The organism is Eggerthella sinensis (genome assembly GCF_003339815.1).
Taxonomy (GTDB): Bacteria; Actinomycetota; Coriobacteriia; order Coriobacteriales; family Eggerthellaceae; genus Eggerthella; species Eggerthella sinensis.
On record NZ_PPTT01000006.1, the window covers coordinates 109115 to 125889 of the forward strand.

At 67.9% G+C, this 16775-nt stretch carries 14 protein-coding genes; 11 read left to right on the forward strand and 3 right to left on the reverse strand.

From position 1 onward, the window contains the following. Positions 1-27 precede the first annotated feature (27 nt). From C1876_RS05065 to ispH, 5 genes are read left to right on the forward strand one after another with little or no spacing between them, the layout of a single operon-like run. Positions 28-1200, forward strand: a complete 1173-nt coding sequence (locus tag C1876_RS05065; protein ID WP_114545633.1) for a prephenate dehydrogenase/arogenate dehydrogenase family protein — start codon at positions 28-30, stop codon at positions 1198-1200. Beyond that, positions 1190-2521, forward strand: coding sequence for a 3-phosphoshikimate 1-carboxyvinyltransferase (aroA, locus tag C1876_RS05070; RefSeq protein ID WP_114545634.1), 1332 nt, complete (start codon positions 1190-1192; stop codon positions 2519-2521). Before C1876_RS05065 ends, aroA begins: the two co-directional genes overlap by 11 nt. Next, complete coding sequence (gene cmk / locus C1876_RS05075) at positions 2518-3219, forward strand: (d)CMP kinase (protein WP_114545635.1); 702 nt, start codon at positions 2518-2520, stop codon at positions 3217-3219. Before aroA ends, cmk begins: the two co-directional genes overlap by 4 nt. Then, on the forward strand, positions 3216-4097 hold the full coding sequence (locus C1876_RS05080) for a lysophospholipid acyltransferase family protein (protein ID WP_114545636.1): 882 nt from the start codon (positions 3216-3218) through the stop codon (positions 4095-4097). Before cmk ends, C1876_RS05080 begins: the two co-directional genes overlap by 4 nt. After that, positions 4094-4930 (forward strand): 4-hydroxy-3-methylbut-2-enyl diphosphate reductase, encoded by an 837-nt coding sequence (gene ispH / locus C1876_RS05085; RefSeq protein WP_114545637.1) that lies wholly within the window; start codon positions 4094-4096, stop codon positions 4928-4930. Before C1876_RS05080 ends, ispH begins: the two co-directional genes overlap by 4 nt. Positions 4931-5030: 100 nt before the next feature. Here the strand turns inward: ispH and C1876_RS05090 are convergent, their stop codons facing one another. Continuing rightward, a complete protein-coding gene (locus C1876_RS05090) occupies positions 5031-6713 on the reverse strand; it encodes an FAD-binding protein (RefSeq protein ID WP_114545638.1) in 1683 nt (560 codons plus the stop codon). A 257-nt stretch (positions 6714-6970) separates the two neighbouring features. Here C1876_RS05090 and C1876_RS05095 point away from each other — a divergent pair, with 257 nt between their 5' ends. The 6 genes from C1876_RS05095 to C1876_RS05120 all read left to right on the forward strand — a co-directional run bounded on the left by C1876_RS05095 (position 6971) and on the right by C1876_RS05120 (position 14030). Continuing rightward, positions 6971-8359, forward strand: a complete 1389-nt coding sequence (locus C1876_RS05095; RefSeq protein WP_158544622.1) for a helix-turn-helix transcriptional regulator — start codon at positions 6971-6973, stop codon at positions 8357-8359. 168 nt (positions 8360-8527) lie between these two features. Then, a complete protein-coding gene (locus C1876_RS05100; RefSeq protein WP_114545640.1) occupies positions 8528-9985 on the forward strand; it encodes a DUF512 domain-containing protein in 1458 nt (485 codons plus the stop codon). Between the two features lie 3 nt (positions 9986-9988). Further along, the gene (gene der, locus C1876_RS05105) at positions 9989-11305 is read left to right on the forward strand and encodes a ribosome biogenesis GTPase Der (protein WP_114545641.1); all 1317 of its coding nucleotides are present in this window, start codon (positions 9989-9991) and stop codon (positions 11303-11305) included. 6 nt (positions 11306-11311) lie between these two features. Continuing rightward, a complete protein-coding gene (gene plsY / locus C1876_RS05110) occupies positions 11312-11968 on the forward strand; it encodes a glycerol-3-phosphate 1-O-acyltransferase PlsY (RefSeq protein ID WP_114545642.1) in 657 nt (218 codons plus the stop codon). A 44-nt stretch (positions 11969-12012) separates the two neighbouring features. Further along, a complete protein-coding gene (locus C1876_RS05115) occupies positions 12013-13014 on the forward strand; it encodes an NAD(P)H-dependent glycerol-3-phosphate dehydrogenase (RefSeq protein ID WP_114545643.1) in 1002 nt (333 codons plus the stop codon). Between the two features lie 575 nt (positions 13015-13589). After that, positions 13590-14030 carry a DUF3887 domain-containing protein gene (locus C1876_RS05120; RefSeq protein WP_114545644.1) on the forward strand — a complete coding sequence of 147 codons (441 nt, stop codon included), beginning with the start codon at positions 13590-13592 and terminating at the stop codon, positions 14028-14030. A gap of 24 nt (positions 14031-14054) precedes the next feature. Here the strand turns inward: C1876_RS05120 and C1876_RS05125 are convergent, their stop codons facing one another. Then, complete coding sequence (locus tag C1876_RS05125) at positions 14055-16052, reverse strand: NAD(P)H-hydrate epimerase (RefSeq protein ID WP_114545645.1); 1998 nt, start codon at positions 16050-16052, stop codon at positions 14055-14057. A 79-nt stretch (positions 16053-16131) separates the two neighbouring features. Continuing rightward, positions 16132-16611: a methylated-DNA--[protein]-cysteine S-methyltransferase gene (locus C1876_RS05130; protein WP_114545646.1), complete on the reverse strand. Its 480-nt coding sequence runs from the start codon at positions 16609-16611 to the stop codon at positions 16132-16134. Between the last annotated feature and the right edge of the window lie 164 nt (positions 16612-16775).

The following is a 16775-nucleotide window of genomic DNA, read 5'->3' on the forward strand; positions in this document are numbered from 1 at the left end:
CCCTCGCAAGAAAGGCGTTCCCGTTCCATGGCACACAGGCAAGCAGCGCAACCTGAGCAGGCGTTTCACCGTATCGCGGTCGTCGGTTTCGGCCTTGTCGGCGCATCGTTCGCCGCCTCCGTGCGCGCCGCCTATCCCGACACGCAGGTGCTGGCCGTCGATATCGACGAGCATACGCTGACCGAGGCCCTCGCCCGCGACTGGGCGACCGCCGCCGCGCTGCCCGACGATCCCGCGTTCGAGCGCTTCGTCGTGCAGGGCTGCGACCTCGTGGTGCTGGCCACTCCCGTGGGCGTGGTGGCGCCGTACTTCGAAGACCTTGCGCGGTGGGACTACCGCGGCATCGTCACCGACACGGCTTCGACGAAGGCGCGCATCGTCGCGCTTGCGGAGTCGATCCTGCCGCACCCCGAGAACTTCGTGCCGGGCCACCCCATGGCCGGCTCGGAGAAGAACGGTCTCGAGGGCGCCCGCCCCGACCTGTTCAAGGGCGCGCATTGGATACTCTGCCCCGACGCCGACACGCCCGCCGAGCACTTCCCCCGGCTGCACGAGCTGGTCACCTCGCTCGGCGCCCGCGTCATCGCCCTGCCGCGCGAAGACCATGACGAAGCGGTGGCCGTGGTCAGCCACGTGCCGCACATCGTGGCCTCGTCGCTCGTGCAGCTGGCAAGCCGCCATGCCGACGATCAGCAGGCGCTCATGCGCCTGGCCGCCGGCGGGTTCAAGGACTCCACGCGCATCGCCGCGGGCTCGCCCGAGCTGTGGTGCGGCATCGCCTTCGACAACAAGGAGGCCCTCGCCTGCGGGCTCTCCGAGATGCAGGGCATCATCGCCTCGTTCGCCGACGCGCTCGACGCCGACGACCGCGCCGCGCTCACCGCGCTGTTGGCCGAGGCCGCCGCGGCGCGACGCGCGCTGCCGGCCGCCTGGGTGCCCTCGACGGAGCGCCTGTTGGAAGTGCGCATCCCCATGGAGGACCGCCCCGGCGTCGTGGCCGAGGTGACCACCGTCACCAGCTCGGTGGGCTGCAACATCCAATCCATCGAGATCGACCACGTCACCGAGGACAGCGCCGTGCTCAGCCTCGTCCTCACCGACGAAGGCGATATCGGTCAGCTGTCCGCCCAGCTCATCAACGCGGGATTCTCGGTATCATTCAGCCCCCTGACGGCAAAGGAGCACACCCATGTCGCATGATGAAGCCAACGCCACCGTCGTCAACCCGCTGCCGGCGCCCCTGCGCGGGGCGGCCACGGTTCCGGGCGACAAGTCCATCTCCCACCGCGCCGTGCTGTTCGCGGCCATGGCCGAGGGCACGTCGCGCCTGGCGGGCGTGCTCGATTCCGAAGACGTGCGCTCGTCCATCAAGGCGGTCAGCCAGCTGGGCGCGCAGGTGTCGATGGAGAAGCAGCCCGACGGCAGCCTTGCCGGCGGCATCACGGGGTGGGGAAGCGCCGGCCCCGTGCAGCCCGACGGCGCCATCGACTGCGGCAACTCGGGCACCACGGTGCGCCTGCTCATGGGCGTGCTCGCGCCCTGGAACCTCCAGGTGGAGCTCACGGGCGACGAGTCGCTGCAGCGCCGTCCCATGCGCCGCATCACGGCGCCGCTCATGAAGATGGGCGTGCGCTTCGAGCCCGAGGGACGCGAGACGCTGCCGCTCACCGTGTGCGGCTCGCCGAGCCTGCGCGCCATCACCTACGATGCGCCCATGGCGTCGGCCCAGCTCAAAACCGCGGTGCTGCTGGCCGGCGTGTACGCGCGCGGCACGACGACCCTCAACGAGCCGTCGCCGTCGCGCAACCATACCGAGCTCATGCTGCCCGAATTCGGCGTCACCACCACGGCGGCCGACCGCACGGCAAGCGTGACGGGCCCGGCGCAGCTCGGAGCCTGCGAGGTGCAGGTGCCGGGCGATCCGTCCTCGGCGGCCTTCCTCGTGTGCGCGGCCGTGCTCAAGCCCGGCAGCTCCATCCAGGTGGAGAACGTCAGCCTGAACACCGCGCGCATCGGCTTCACGCGCACGCTCGAGCGCATGGGCGCCGACATCAGCGTACGGCACACGGGCGCGGCGGGCAAGGAGCCCTACGGTATCATCTCGGCGTGCCATACGCCCGCGCTCCACGGCTGCGAAGTGCCGGCCGACAAGATCGCCACGCTCGTCGACGAGGTGCCCGTGCTGGCGCTCGTGGCGGCCCACGCCCGCGGCGTGACTGTGTTTCGCGAGGTCAGTGAGTTGCGCGTGAAGGAAACCGACCGCCTTGCCGCCATCGTCGAAGGGCTTGAGACCCTCGGCGTGGACGCGTGGATCGACGGCAACGACCTGTTCGTGGAAGGCCAGCCCGGCCTCCAGGTGCCCGCCGGCGCGACGTTCGACTCGAAGAACGACCACCGCCTCGCCATGACGTGGGCGCTCGCCGGCCTGTGCGGCTCCACGCCCGTCGAAGTGGAGAACTTCGACTCCGTCAAGATCAGCTATCCGCAGTTCCTCACCGATATCGAAAGGTTGGCACGATGATCATCGCCATCGACGGCCCGAGCGGGGCCGGCAAGTCGACGGTTGCAAAGGCCGTCGCCCGTGAACTCGACTTCTCCTGCCTGGACACCGGCGCGATGTACCGCGCCATCGCCTGGCAGGCGATCCAGGACGGCGTGCCGTTCGACGACGACGCGGCGCTCGGCGAGCTCGCGCGCACGCACGACATCGCCTTCGGGCACGTCGCGGGCGACCCCGTCCCGCGCCGCGTGTCCATCGGCGGTGCCGACGTCACCGACGCCATCCGCACGGCCGAGATCGACCGCGCGGTGAGCCCCGTGTCCGCCGCTCCCTCCGTGCGCGCCGCGCTCGTCGAGCAGCAGCAGCGCATCGGGCGCGCGGGCGACTACGTGGTGGAGGGCCGCGACATCGGCACCACCGTGTTCCCCGAATCGCCCGTCAAGGTGTTCCTCACCGCGTCGGCCGAGGAGCGCGCGCACCGCCGCGTGCGTCAGAACGTCGACCGCGGCGTGGGCTCCATCGACTACGACGAGGTGCTCACCGACATCCGCCGCCGCGACGATCAGGACTCGTCGCGCGCCACATCGCCGCTGCGTCCCGCCGACGACGCCGTGCGCATGGATTCCACCGGCCGCTACATCGAGGAAGTCATCGACGACATCGTCGCGCTCGCCCGCGAGAAGGGCGTCGTGTCCGGAACCGAAGGAACCTGCAAATGAGCCTGTTCCTCCCGTACGAGAAGATGTGGGACATGCCGCTCGGCGGCACGTCCGACGAGAAGCAGGTTCCGCACTGGGCCGGCAATCTCATCTGGGGCTTTCTGGCCTTCGTCTTCAAGATCTGCTTCCGCTACCGGGTCGACCATCGCGAGAGCCTGCGCGGATTCAAGGACAAGAGCGGCGTGCTCGTCGTGGGCAACCACACCTCGTTTCTCGACGTGGCCTTCATGTACTTGGCCGGGCGCCCCTCGCAGTGGGTGCGCTTTCTCGGCCGCGAGAGCCTGTTCGGCAACGCGCACGGCCTCGTGGGGCAGGTGCTGTCGCGCGTGGGGGCGTTCCCCATCAAGCGCGACGCCGCCGACCGCACCGCCATCAAGCGTGCCACGCGCATGCTCAAGAACAACGAGATCGTGGGCATCATGCCCGAGGGAACCCGTCGCGGCAAGAGCGACCGGACGCCCGAAATCCACTCCGGTGCCGCGTTCATCGCGAAGATGGGCCACGCGCCCATCCTGCCCATGACCGTGCGCAACGCCGAGTACGTGAAGCAGAAGGGCAAGTTCTTCCGCTTCCCGAAGATCACCATCGAGTACGGCGATCCGCTGCTCGTGAGCGACTTCGACTTCCTGCCGAAGGAGGACCGCATCGACGCGTGCACGTGGTACGCCATGCGCGAGTGCTTCGCGCTGTCGCTGTACCTGCCGCGCGAGCAGGTGGACATGCCGGCGCTGTTCCCCGGCGGCAAGGACTTCACGGCCGTGTTCGCCGAGCATCCCATTCCCGCGCACACCACGGCCGAGATCGTGGCCGACCTCGACGCGAAGGCCGCAGCGAAGGCCGCGAAGGCGGCAGCCGCTTCGGCGGAGGAGGCCGCATGAGGGTGGTGAAGGCCGAGTTCGCGGGCGCGTGCTACGGCGTGCAGCGCGCGCTCGACATGGCCGTCAAGGCGAGCGAAAGCGGGCAGGGCGCCTCGACGCTCGGCCCGCTCATTCACAATCCCCAGGTGGTGGCCGAGCTTGCCGAGCGCGGCATCCGCGCCGTGGAGGGCCCCGAGAACGTGGAGCGGGGTTCGGTGATCATCCGCAGCCACGGCGTGACGCCGGCGGTGCGGCGCGCCGTGGAAGCGCGGGGCCTGCCCCTCATCGACGCCACGTGCCCGCACGTCGCTCGCGCGCAGAAGGCCGCGGCCGAGCTCGCGCGTCGCTGCGGCCGCGTCGTCGTGGTGGGCGAGGCGGGGCATCCCGAGGTGGAGGGCCTCGTCGCGCACGCGCGCGAGGCGGGCGGCCACGTGGTGGTGGTCGCCGAGCCCGACGACCTGCCCGCGTCGCTCGAGGCGCCCGTGGGCATCGTCGTGCAGACGACCCAGACGCGCGAGGCGCTCGACGCCGTGGTGGCGGCGCTCGCGGAGCGCGGCATCGAGGCGGACGTGAAGAACACCATCTGCTTCGCCACGCGCCAGCGCCAGGAATCGGCCGCGGCGCTCGCCGACGAGGTGGACGCCATCGTGGTCATCGGCGGCCGCAACTCGTCGAACACCACGCGGCTCGCCGACATCTGCGCGCTGTCGTGCGCCCGCACCCACCATGTGGAAGCTCCCGACGAGCTCGACCCCGCCTGGTTCGCCGGCTGCGAAAGCGTGGGCGTCACCGCCGGCGCCTCCACCCCCGAAGACCAGATCGCCGCCATCGTGGAGCGCCTGGAGGCGCTATGACCCCCCAGCGCGACACTCGCGCGGCTGTTTGGCAGCACATCGGAAGGGCCCGGCGACCATACGGTTTCCGGGCCCTTCTTCATGGAGGGGAGCAGGGCTGCTATTCCCAGCTGTCCAGCTTCGCGGCATCGATGGCGGCGATATAGCTGAACACCATGCCGGGGGCCACGGTGCCGCCTGCGCCATTGTAGTACTTGCCCGGCGTGCCGCATCCGGCGTTGTTGCCGCAAGCGTACAGGCGGGGTACGGTATCGCCGTTCACATGAAGCACCTGTCCGAATTCGTTGGTGCGCGGGCCGCCCTTCGTGCCCTGCAGGAAGGGTACGATCTGCGCGGCGAAGTAGGGCGGGACGTTCATCGGCTCAAGGCAGTTGGCTGGGCGGCCGGGACCGCCTTGGTCGAAGGTCGATTCTCCTCGATGGAATTCGGGATCGGTTCCTTCGGCCGCGTACCGGTTGAAGCGCTCGACCTGGGCGAGCAGGTTCTCCGTCCCCAGCTCGTCGAGTCCCATTTTCTGGGCGAGCTCTTCAAGCGTGTCGGCTTGCAGCACCCAGGCGGGCGGCTCCGCCGAGGCTTCCACTCCCCAGAGGTTGCCGCCGGAATCGGGCGTGGCCACGCCGTCGCCGCCTGCGTTTCGGTTGCGGTTCCCCTGATCGCATACGTACCAGGCGGGAATGTTCGTGTACAGCATCTCGCCCGTCGTGTCACGTCCGTTGCCGAAGCCGTACCAGAACGAATCATACGAAGCAGCTTCATCGCAGAAACGACGGCCGTAACGGTTGATCCACATCGACGACGTGTCGCTCTGGTAGCACAGCGGCGCGATGTTGGCATCGACCACCTTGTTGGCGTAGGCTTCCTCTCCGATGACCTTGTACGCCGCGTTTCCCCATCCGTAGCACATCATAGCCAGATCTGCACCCACGCCTTGCGCCATACGGACGCCTTTGCCATCGCACGTTTCCACCATGAAAGTGCAGGGCGAGGGGATGTCGAGGTACTGCGCCTTCATGTCGTCGTTGTAGTCGAATCCGCCGGCGCCCAGCAGCACGGCTTTCGATGCTTTGATGGCAAGCGTGGCGCCCTTCGCGTCCGTCGCGATGACGCCGAGCACTTCCTGGCGTCCGTCGTCGAGGGTGCGGGCGACCAGCGTTTCGGCGGTGGTGTTGAAGAGGATCGTGCCGCCTAGCTCGGTGAACTTGTCGGCCTGCGGCTGCGTGTACCCGCCACCGTTCGTCGACTTGCCCGTTTCGGGGTCGATGGGCTTGACGGTGCGGGTTGCGGTCGTAGCGCCTTCCCACTGCTCGTGGTAGTCGGTGCGGTCGGCAATCTCCCAGGCGACGCCGGTCTGCTCCGTGATGAAGTTGATCATGGGCGAGGCGTTGTCCAGGTAGGCGTCGATGATCGCTTCGGTGGACAGCCCGTCGGCCACCTTGGTCATGTATGTTTTTGCAGCGGCCCGATCATCCTTAGCATAATCGTTGCAGGGTATCCACACGGAGCCTCCGGAAAGCGCTGTCGTGCCGCCAGCGATGGCGCGGGCTTCGATCACGATGGCGGACATGCCCTGCTCGACCGCCTTGAGCGCGCCCGTCAGCGCGGTGCCGGCTCCCACCACGACGAAATCGGCCTCGTGATCCCACGACTCCGGCACGCCGGCCGAGGCGAGGGGCGTCGCGTCGTTGCTTGCGGACGGCGCGCATCCGGCCAAGCTCATGGCGCCAAGCGCCGCCGCGCCCGCTGCCATTCCCAAGAACGACCTTCTGTTCAAAGCTTTACCCATTGCATCCTCCTTTGATAGGCCTTGCCTTGCAAGGCGCTGCTTCGTCCCTGATGGGACCCCCGAGCAAGGGGGTCAACGTTTTCCCTTGCCACGACGAATGCTATAATCCGGACAGCTACCATCCGTCCTATCTGAGGATGGATTTTCTCGAAAACGATCGATATCCTACCGGAGGTATGAGGCGCATGGCTGCAGCTAGCTCGCATCGAGGCGCGGTGGTTCGTGCGGTTCGTACGCGGTTTCGCGACGTGTTGCTCATGGCGCTGCTTCTCGCGTGGTTCTTCGACGTGCGCTTCACCAATCAGCTGTTCCGGTTCACCGACTCCGTGCTGGCGAGCTCAGTGTTCTCCTGTGCGGCGATCGCTTCCGCCTTCGTCATGGCGCTCGTGTTGGTCGTGCGGCCCGGCGTGCTCGATTCGCCGTCGTGGCGAAGGGGCCTTGCCGCTGTCCTCTGCGTGCTCGCGTTGGCGGTGGGGGCGTGCGCGGCAAGTTTCGTGCCCGAGGACTCCGAACGCTTGATGGCGTATTCGATAGGCATGGGTGCGATGGTGGGAGCTTGCATGGCGTGCGCGCTCGCTCTGACGACGTATCGGCTTCGCGGGTGCGGGGTGCCCGCCGTCGTGGGCATGACGACAGCGGCTTTTGTCGTCGCGTTCTCGCTCGTGGTTGCGGCGATGATCGTGCCGTACGGGCTCGTCGTCCTCATTCTGCTGTGCCCGTGCGCGTTGGCTGCGTGTTTGTTCGGAAAGCGCGGCTACCTGGGGGAGCGCGACGCTTCCCGCGCGTCTCGCCTTGAACCGGCGAAAGGGAGTGCGGCACCGCGCCTGAGGCTGCTCCTGTTCGTTTCGTCGTTTCTTGCGGTGTATCTGCCTGCGATGTTTCCGAAAACGACCCAGTTGGCGCCCGCGTACTTTGAAACGAGCGTGGCGGGCGTGAGTTTCGCGTCCTTGGCGGCGTTCGTCCTCTGCGGCCTGCTGTTTGCCGCGCTCTCGTTGCTGGCGGCGCGTCGCAAAGTCAACGCCGCCTACGTGGCCATTGCGTCGATGGTTCTCATCGCGGGCATCTTCTTCAGCATGCCGTTCATGAATTCAAGTTCGGTGCCCTTCGCGCTCATGATGTCCTGCGCTGTCGTGTTCGTGTTCTCCAGCTATGCGCTCGTCCTGTCGGCGATGGGGGACGTTCGGACGCGCGAGGGCCGTTTCTACCTTTTGACCTGCGTCTGTGTGAGCGGGTCGGGCGCTTCGCTCGCCGCCGTGTTCGCGTTCGTGTTCCTCGGGCCGCTGTACGGCAACTCGTTTCAAGACGGCCTGTTCGTTGCGATCCCCGCCGTGCTCATCATCCTGTTTCTGGCCTTGTTCATGGCGAAGTGGAAGGATTATCTATCGCTGCTGGGCTTGGGCCAGCACTTCGCGAGCGAGCTTGACACCTCCCAGCTCGAGGATCGATGCGCAGCGGTGGCGCGACGCTGCCGTCTCACGAAACGCGAGAGGGAAGTGCTCGTCTTGCTGGGCGAAGGGCGCAACGAGCCGTATGTCGAGCAGGCCTTGTCCGTTTCTCGGGCGACGGTCAAGACGCACATTTCCCATATCTACCAGAAGACGGGCGTGGCTTCGCGGCAGGAACTCATCGATCTTCTGAGGGCTTGACCGTTTCGCGATGCGGAGGACGGAAGCTCCTGATATGATGGGCCGAAACGGTACGGACAACGCCCGCTTCGGGCGCGATGGGTGGGATCCTGATCTGCTGGCATGAACGCGTTCTCCTCTCAAGATATCGATAACGAATCCGATTGCGGTTCCTTTTCCGCGCGGGCGGTGCCGGCGGTGTATCCGCCGGCGGACGTCGATCGCGAGGCGGCGGCCAAGCAGGGGTGCTGCGGACGGGGCGAGGCGCCGCGCGCGCTCGTGCGCGAGGTGCTGCCCGACAGCCCCGCCGACGACGCGGGGTTCGAGCCCGGTTGCTTCGTCACCACGGTGGACGGGCGGCCCGTGCGCGACATCATCGACTGGCGCTGGCTCACGGCCGACGACGTCATCGAAGTGGGCTACATCGACCTCGATGGCGACGCGGGCGAGGTGGAGCTCGAGCGCGACGAGGGCGAGGAATGGGGCTTCGAGTTCGAGGGCGTCGTGTTCGACGGCGTCAAGCAGTGCCGCAACGCCTGCACGTTCTGCTTCATGCGCCAGCTGCCCGACGACATGCGCTCGTCGCTCACGCTGCGCGACGACGACTTCCGCCTGAGCTTCCTCGCGGGCACGTTCGTCACGTTCACCAACCTCAAGCCCGAAGACGAGCAGCGCATCGTGGAGCAGCGCATCTCGCCGCTGCGCCTGTCGCTGCACGTGGCCGACCCCGAGGTGCGCCGCCGCATGATCGGCCGGCACGCGCAGCACGGCATCGACGTGCTCGAACGGCTGCTCGACGCCGGCATCGAGTTCCACGCGCAGATCGTGCTCGTGCCCGACGAGAACGACGGCGCGGTGCTGGCGGACACGCTGTCGTGGGCCTACGAGCGGCCCGGCATCCTGGACGTCTGCATCGTGCCGCTCGGCTTCACGAAGCATCAAAGCGTGTTCGACCGCAGCTTCAACAACCCCACGGCCTCGCGCGCCGTCATGGACCTCATCATCCCGTTCCAGCAGCGCGCGCTCGCCGAGCGGGGCTCCATGTGGGCCTTCGCGGCCGACGAGTTCTACCACAACGCGTACGGCCCGACGCTGCTCGAGAACCTGCCGCCGTCGGCGCACTACGGCGATTTCGGCATGTTCGAGGACGGCGTGGGCATCATCCGCTCGTTCGTGGACGACTGGGAGCAGGCCGAGCGCGCGGGCCTGATCGAGCGATGCGCCGCCGCCCTGCGCGCCGCCGACATGCGCATGCACTACCTGGCCGGCTGCGCCACGCGCCACTTCCTCGGGCCGCTCATCGAGGCGAGCCCGCTCGCGGGGCTGCTCGTGCCGCTGTTCGTGAAGAACGACTTCTTCGGCGGCAACGTGGACGTGACGGGCCTGCTGTGCGGCTGCGACATGGCCGACGCCGTGCGCGCCGAGCGCGAGCGCGGCCTGCAGCGGGCGCTCGTGCCGAGGGTGGTGTTCAACGACAATGCGGTAACGCTCGATGACATGAGTTTGGAGGATATGGAAAAGCGGGCGGGTGCGCCTATGTCCGTGGTATCCTGTAACGCGTCTGATTATCTCCGCGAGATCATCGACCTGGTCGGGCGCACCGCCCCGACCCCTGACCGAACCAATCGAGCCAATTCTGCGAGGTAGCTCATGCCTTTACCAATCGTCGCGGTGGTGGGACGGCCGAACGTCGGCAAGTCCACCTTCGTCAACCGCATAGCCCAGGCCGACGAGGCCATCGTCCACGCGATGCGCGGCGTCACGCGCGACCGCTCGTACCATGATGCCGACTGGAACGGCGTCGAGTTCAAACTCGTCGACACCGGCGGCATCGAGATGGGCGACGACGACGCGTTCCAGGGTTCCATCCGCAACCAGGCGCTGGCCGGCGCGAACGAGGCCGACGTCATCGTCTTTCTCGTGGACGGCAAGACCGGCATCAACGCCGACGACGAGCAGGTCGCGCGCATCCTGCGCAAGACGGCCAAGCCCGTATTCCTCGTGGTGAACAAGCTGGACACCCCGGGCCGCACGGACGACATGTGGGAGTTCTACCAGCTGGGCCTCGGCGACCCGTGGCCGGTGTCGTCGATGCACGGCCACGGCACGGGCGACTTGCTCGACGCCGTGGTGGAGGAGCTGAAGAAGGTGGAGCTGCCCGCCGACGCCGATGACGATCCGGGCATCAACGTGGCCATCATCGGCCGCCCGAACGCGGGCAAGTCGTCGCTCACGAACAAGCTCACGGCGAACGACCGCTCCATCGTCTCGGACGTGGCGGGCACCACGCGCGACGCCATCGACACGCATGTCGTGCACGACGATCGGCGCTACACCATCGTGGACACCGCCGGCCTGCGCCGCAAGAGCCAGATCGACGAGGACGTGGAATACTACGGCTTCGTGCGCGCCATGCGCGCCATCGACCGCGCGAATGTGGCCCTGCTCGTCATCGACGCGACGCTGGGCCTCACGAACGAGGATCAGCGCGTCGCAGGGTACGCCGCCGAGCGCGGCTGCGCCATGGTCATCGTGCTGAACAAGTGGGACCTCGTCGAAGGTCCCGAGGCGAAGGCCGAGATCCGTGAGCGCATCGCCGACCGCATGACGTTCGTGGGCTACGCGCCGGTCATCGCCATCTCGGCGCTCACCGGCAAGAAGGTGGACCGCATCTGGGACGCCATCGACACGGCGTACGCGAACTACAGCCAGACCATCACCACGAACCGCCTCAACACCTGGCTTGCGGGCATCCGCGAGTTCGGCCACACGGTGAGCAAGGGCAAGGTGGTGCTGCGCATGAAGTACGTGACGCAGACGGCCGCGTGCCCGCCGCAGTTCACGTTCTTCGCGAACCGCCCGGACCTCGTGGACGACAACTTCGAGCGCTACCTCGAAAACCGTCTGCGCGAGCAGTTCGATCTCGTGGGCACGCCGATCAGAGTCAAGTTCAAGAAGAAGGATTAAGGAACTATGGGGGATTTGCTGGTTGCGGCCGGATTGTTCGTCGCGGCGTTTCTTTTGGGGTCCATCCCCTTCGGGCTCATCATCTCGAAGGTGTTCTACCACACCGATCTGCGCGAGCACGGCTCGGGCAACATCGGCACCACGAACGCCATCCGCACGATGGGCAAGGTGGGCGGCTATTCCGTGTTCGTGCTCGACTTCGGCAAAGGCCTGCTGTCGGGCGTGCTGGCCTGGGCGTTCAGCACGTGGTTTTTGCCGGGCGGCGGTTTCGAGCCGGGCGCGCTCGTCACGTACGACACCATGCTGGCGGTGGCGTTCCTCGGCTGCACGTGGGGCCACATCTTCTGCCCGTGGCTCGGCTTCAAGGGCGGCAAGGGCATCGCGGTGGCCGTGGGCTGCCTGTTCGTCACGTTCGGCTGGGTGGGCGCCTGCCTCGAGCTGCTCATCTTCATCGTGCTCGTCGTGGTGACGAAGCGCGTGTCTGTCGGCTCGATCGCGGCGGCTGCGGCCTGTCCGTTCTTCGCGCTGTACTTCTTCTGGGGCGACTGGCTGGCCTGGCTGTTCTGCACCGTCGCGGGCCTTACCGTCGTGTGGGCCCACCGCGAGAACATCAAGCGCCTGCTGGCCGGCACCGAAAGCAAGATCGGCGACAAGAAGAAGTGAGGTTCCGCCGGTCTAACGGCCGGGACGTCGAAAGGAATCCAACCATGAAAATAGCCGTTATCGGGGCGGGGTCGTGGGGGACGGCGCTCGCGCAGGTTGTGGCGGGCAACGGCCATAACGTGGGGCTGTGGGCGCGCAAGCCCGAAGTGGTGCGCTCCATCAACGCCGACCACGTGAATCCGCGCTACCTGAGCGAGGTCGGGCTGTCCGAGAACATCGTGGCCACCACCTCGTACCAGGATGCGCTGCTGCACGCGGAGGCCGCCGTCATCGTCACGCCCTCGAACCTCATGCGCGGCGTGGCCTGCGCGCTCGCCGACGTGGTGGACGCCGACTTCCCGGTGATCATCTGCTCGAAGGGCGTCGAAGAGGGCAGCGGCCTCTTGCCCGTGGAGGTGTTCGAGGCCGAGATGGGCAACGCGAGCCGTCTGGCCGTGCTCTCGGGCCCGAACTTCGCCGCCGAGGTCATCCGCGGCATCCCGACGGGCACCGTCATCGCAAGCTCCGACGAGGGCACGGCGACGTTCTTCCAAGAGCTGTTCGCCTCCGAGACGTTTCGCACGTACGTGAGCGACGACGTGTGCGGCGTGGAGCTGTGCGCGGCGTTCAAGAACGTCATCGCCATCGCCGTGGGCCTGTCGTACGGCCTCGGGTACGGCGACAACACGGCGGCCATGCTCATGACGCGCGGCCTTGCCGAGATGAGCCGCCTCGTCGTGCGCTGCGGCGGGCAGGCCCTCACGTGCATGGGCCTTGCCGGCACCGGCGACCTCGTGGCCACGTGCACTTCCGAGCACTCGCGCAACCGCCGGTTCGGCAAGCTGCTGGCCGAGGGCGGCACGCTCGACGAGTTCACCGCCGAGACGCACATGGTGGCCGAGGGCGCGCTCGCGTGCAAGACGCTGCAGACGCTGGCCGAGGCCTATCAGGTGGAGCTGCCCATCACCGACGTGGTGCGGGCCATCGCCTGGGAGGGCGCCGACCCGCGCACGGTGGCGCAAACGCTCACGAGCCGACCGCTCACCACCGAATTCTACGGATTGTAAGAGACGGGGCCGCGCATGCGGCCCCGTTTTCGTCCGCGTCCCGCCCGCCGTGCGCCGTGCGCCGTGCGCGCACGTGCTATTCGCGTCTTCGTCATGCTTCAATCCACATGGGGGCAACAAGGCGTTGACCGGGCATTGACCGAACCCCGAATCGCATTGTGCCGGGGGCGCGGCTGTCGTAAGGTACTACCTGTCACCAACGGAGCCCCCTTCTCCGGCGGCGGCGAAGACCTTTTGACAACCTATCCGAGTGCCCGTCGTCTCGTCTCTCGTGTGAACCCCCCCTCTCTCTCACTCTCTCAAACCTCCGACGGGCCAAGAGCATACGCACCTTCCCCTTCTCCTCTGTGCGTACTGCATTGCCTCCCTTGGGACCCCCCATCCCAAGGGAGGTTTTATTTTGCCCCCATCCCTCGCTCGCTGCGATCCGCGGTCCCTTCCGGTTTCATGCCGATCGGGGACGGCGGACGATCTGCTATGCTGTGTCGAAGCGAAGAGGCGCGAAGGGACGCGGCGCATGCCGACGGCAAGCCCGCATCGCGTCATGGGAGGGAAGGCGTGGAAGGGGAGTGGCGATGAAGAAGAGGTTCCTGATTGCATCCGTGCTGATCGGCGTGGTGTGCGCGCTGTGCCTGGCAGGCTGCCAGAGCGCGTCGAGCGTGCCGCCGGCGGGCTCGACGGCCGAGGCGGGCCTGCCCGACTGGGCGGACGAGGACGCGGTCAAAGCCGAGGCGCTCGAGGTCATCGAGGAGTTCGCGGACGGCGACTACGACGCCGTCGTGGCCCGGTTCGACAACCCCGAGGTGAAGGCGGCCGACTTCGAACGGGCGGCCGCCACCATCGAGGGCGTCGGGGATTTCAGATTCTACAGCGACGTCACGTTCGCGCGCTACGAAACCGAGTCCGACGGCACGGCGGCCGTCGTGGCGCAGACCGCGGACTACGTGAACGGAAAGCTCATGTACTCGGTGGGGATCGCCGAAAGCGGCAAGCTCACGGCGTTCCGCGTCCAGTAGCGGTTCGCGTCGGCGCGCCGCCGGCTAATCGTCTTCCAGCTCGTCGCCGAGCGCGGCGAGGTAGGGTTTCGTGTCCACGAGGCGGGCGAGCGTCACCATGCCGGTCCACCGGTTCGTCTCGGTGGCCACGAGCCCCGGCTTGTACGCGAGCATCGTCACCGTCATGTCGGCGGCGAGGCACGGCCGCGCAGCCGCGCCCGTTTGGGCCGACAGCCCGCTCGGCACGTCGACGGCCACCGTGAAAGGGGCGTCCTTCGCCCGCATCGGCGCGCTGCGGCGCTCCCCGCGCTCATGGCGGCCGCGCTCGAGCGCGCGCTTGCGGTGCCGGCCGCGGCCCTTCCCGCGCGACCCCTCGAACCGGCGGCGGTTCGCCGCGCGAATCCACGCGGCGTAGGGCGGGCGCACCTCGTCGCCCGCGAAGCCCGTGCCCAGGATGGCGTCCACCACGGCCTCGGCGCCGTCGATGGCGTCGATCAGCACGTCGGCGTCGGGGGCGATGAGCACGCGCAGCGGCAGGTCGCGCTCGGCCGTGTCGGCGAACACGTCGAGGGCGGTCGAGCGGGCCGGTTCGGCCTTGATGCGCTCGGCCAGGTCGGACGTGATGAGGGTGACGGGGTAGTCCTGCTCGGCCAGCGCGCGGGCGGCCACCCAGCCGTCCCCGCCGTTGTTGCCCGCGCCGGCCAGCACCACGACGGGCGCCGGATCGGGCACGTGCAGGCGCACCGTGTCGGCCACGGCCGTGCCCGCCCGCTCCATGAGCTCGGCCAGCGGGGTTCCGTCGTCGGCGATGAGCCGCTCGAGCGCCGCCACGTCGGCCACGTCGAGCACGCACCGGCGCTCGCGCTCGCGTTCCACGCCCGCCACCGTCATGATGCGCGTGTTGCTGATCAGCCCGTTCAGCATGACGAAGGGGCGCTTGAGGCGCCACGAGCGCACGGCGCGCACCAGAAGCGAGACGCCCCACGCGGCCATGAGCACCACCCACGCCCACACGAGCAGCGTCTGGTTGTGCGCGGCGAAGTTGACGATCGCGCCCATTTCCCCCGAGGTGGAGGGGTCGAGCCCCACCACGCCCGACAGCGCGGCGAACGGCGCCCAGATCATGAGGTACAGGAGGCCGTAGCGCGCGAGGAACTGGTACCAGTGCGCGCGCGACGCGTCGGAGCGCACGATGCGCAGCCGCAGCAGCTTCTGCCCGAGCGTTTGGCCGTGCGTGACGACGGGCACGACGACGAAGCAGAGCAGCAGGACGGCGCGGTCGGTCCACACGCTGATCGTCTCCTGCCCGGAAAGCCCCGCCGCCGCGAGCCCGAAGCCCACGAGCATGCCGAGGAACCCGGCGATGAGCAGGTCGAGCAAAAACGACAGCGCGCGCTTCGTCACGCTCGCGCGCATGCCCGCCTCGCGCGCCTCCTCGTTCACGAGGCGGAAGTCGGGCAGCACGCGCATGGCGGGCCCCACCATCCAGAAGCCCACCATGGCGCCCAGCGTGTTCATCATGAGGTCGTCCACGTCGAACAGGCGGTACGGGTGCTCGTACAGCCCCCATAGGCCGGTGAGCTGCGTCGTCTCGAACGACAGCGTCACCAGAAAGCCGATGATGAGCGTCTGCCACCACGTGCGGCGGAAGTAGTAGCGCAGGTACATGCCCAGCGGCACGAGCAGCAGCACGTTGAAGAACGCCTCGTAGACGTAGGGGTCGCGCAGGGTGGCCAGCCAGGTGGACGGGTTGCTCGGCGAGAACGAGGTCTCGGCCAGGAACTCGTGCACGAAGTTGAACGGCACGAGCTGCGGCGTCTGCGCGTAGGGCACGATGGCCGTGCGATCCTCCGGCAGCGGCAGCAGCACGAGGAAGTAGGCGCACAGCAGGTAGAACACGAACGAGTACACCACGAGCGTGCGCAGCCACGGGATGGACCCGAACTTGCGGTACTGGTAGACCATGTAGGGGATGGTGATGACGAAGGCGATGAGGGGGAAGGACAGCGCGGCCATCACGATGTTGGAGACGTAGACGTTCATGCGGGAAAGTGCCTTTCGAGGTTCACGGGTCGGTTGAGGGTCGGACGGACGGGGCGGGCGCGGCGCGGCGGGCGGGCGCCTAGCGCGCGCCGTTCGCGCGCTCGCGCTCGAGGGCGAGCAGCGCGCCGCGCAGCTTGGCGTGCGCCCCGATAGGCGTGCCGCCGGCGCCCACGATGCGGTGGTCGGGCACGAGCACCGCAAGCGGGTTCTTGTGCACCGCGCTTCCCACGGCGCGGTACGAATCCGGCTTGCCGAGCAGGGCGGCCACGTCGGCGGTGGTGAGCGTCTCGCCGAAGGGGATACGCTCCAATTCGCGCCATACGGCCAGCTGGAAGGGGGTGCCGTCCGGCGCGAGGGGCACGTCGAACGTCCGGCGCTTGCCGGCGAGGTACGCGAGCAGCTGGTTCGCCGCGCGGCTTGTGAGCGCACTCGGGCGGCGTTCTCCCGGCAGGGCGACGTCGCCGAACACGACGCGGGTCACGCCGCGCTCGTCCGCGGCGATGGTGACCGGCCCGTGCGGCGTCCAGTAAACGTAATGCGTGCCAATGCGTGGTGCCACGGCGCCTTCTTCCAGAGGGGACTATCATTATACTGTAGTGCGCCCTGTCGCGGGGAAGCGGTTGAGCCTCGCCGTCATCGTGTTGTTTTCCTCCATCGCGCCGCCGCAGGAGCGAGGGCGCGGGCGGTTTGCGTTAGAATGAGCGCAACAGCGATGAGGAAGGA

Bases quoted from the DNA above. Each gene is read 5' to 3' on its own strand.
- ispH (WP_114545637.1), top strand. From the start codon at position 4,094: ATGAGGGTGGTGAAGGCCGAGTTCGCGGGCGCGTGCTACGGCGTGCAG.
- C1876_RS05095 (WP_158544622.1), top strand. From the start codon at position 6,971: ATGGCGCTGCTTCTCGCGTGGTTCTTCGACGTGCGCTTCACCAATCAG.
- C1876_RS05080 (WP_114545636.1), top strand. From the start codon at position 3,216: ATGAGCCTGTTCCTCCCGTACGAGAAGATGTGGGACATGCCGCTCGGC.
- aroA (WP_114545634.1), top strand. From the start codon at position 1,190: ATGTCGCATGATGAAGCCAACGCCACCGTCGTCAACCCGCTGCCGGCG.
- C1876_RS05120 (WP_114545644.1), top strand. From the start codon at position 13,590: ATGAAGAAGAGGTTCCTGATTGCATCCGTGCTGATCGGCGTGGTGTGC.
- der (WP_114545641.1), top strand. From the start codon at position 9,989: ATGCCTTTACCAATCGTCGCGGTGGTGGGACGGCCGAACGTCGGCAAG.
- C1876_RS05090 (WP_114545638.1), bottom strand. From the start codon at position 6,713: ATGGGTAAAGCTTTGAACAGAAGGTCGTTCTTGGGAATGGCAGCGGGC.
- C1876_RS05115 (WP_114545643.1), top strand. From the start codon at position 12,013: ATGAAAATAGCCGTTATCGGGGCGGGGTCGTGGGGGACGGCGCTCGCG.
- C1876_RS05125 (WP_114545645.1), bottom strand. From the start codon at position 16,052: ATGAACGTCTACGTCTCCAACATCGTGATGGCCGCGCTGTCCTTCCCC.
- cmk (WP_114545635.1), top strand. From the start codon at position 2,518: ATGATCATCGCCATCGACGGCCCGAGCGGGGCCGGCAAGTCGACGGTT.
- C1876_RS05065 (WP_114545633.1), top strand. From the start codon at position 28: ATGGCACACAGGCAAGCAGCGCAACCTGAGCAGGCGTTTCACCGTATC.
- plsY (WP_114545642.1), top strand. From the start codon at position 11,312: ATGGGGGATTTGCTGGTTGCGGCCGGATTGTTCGTCGCGGCGTTTCTT.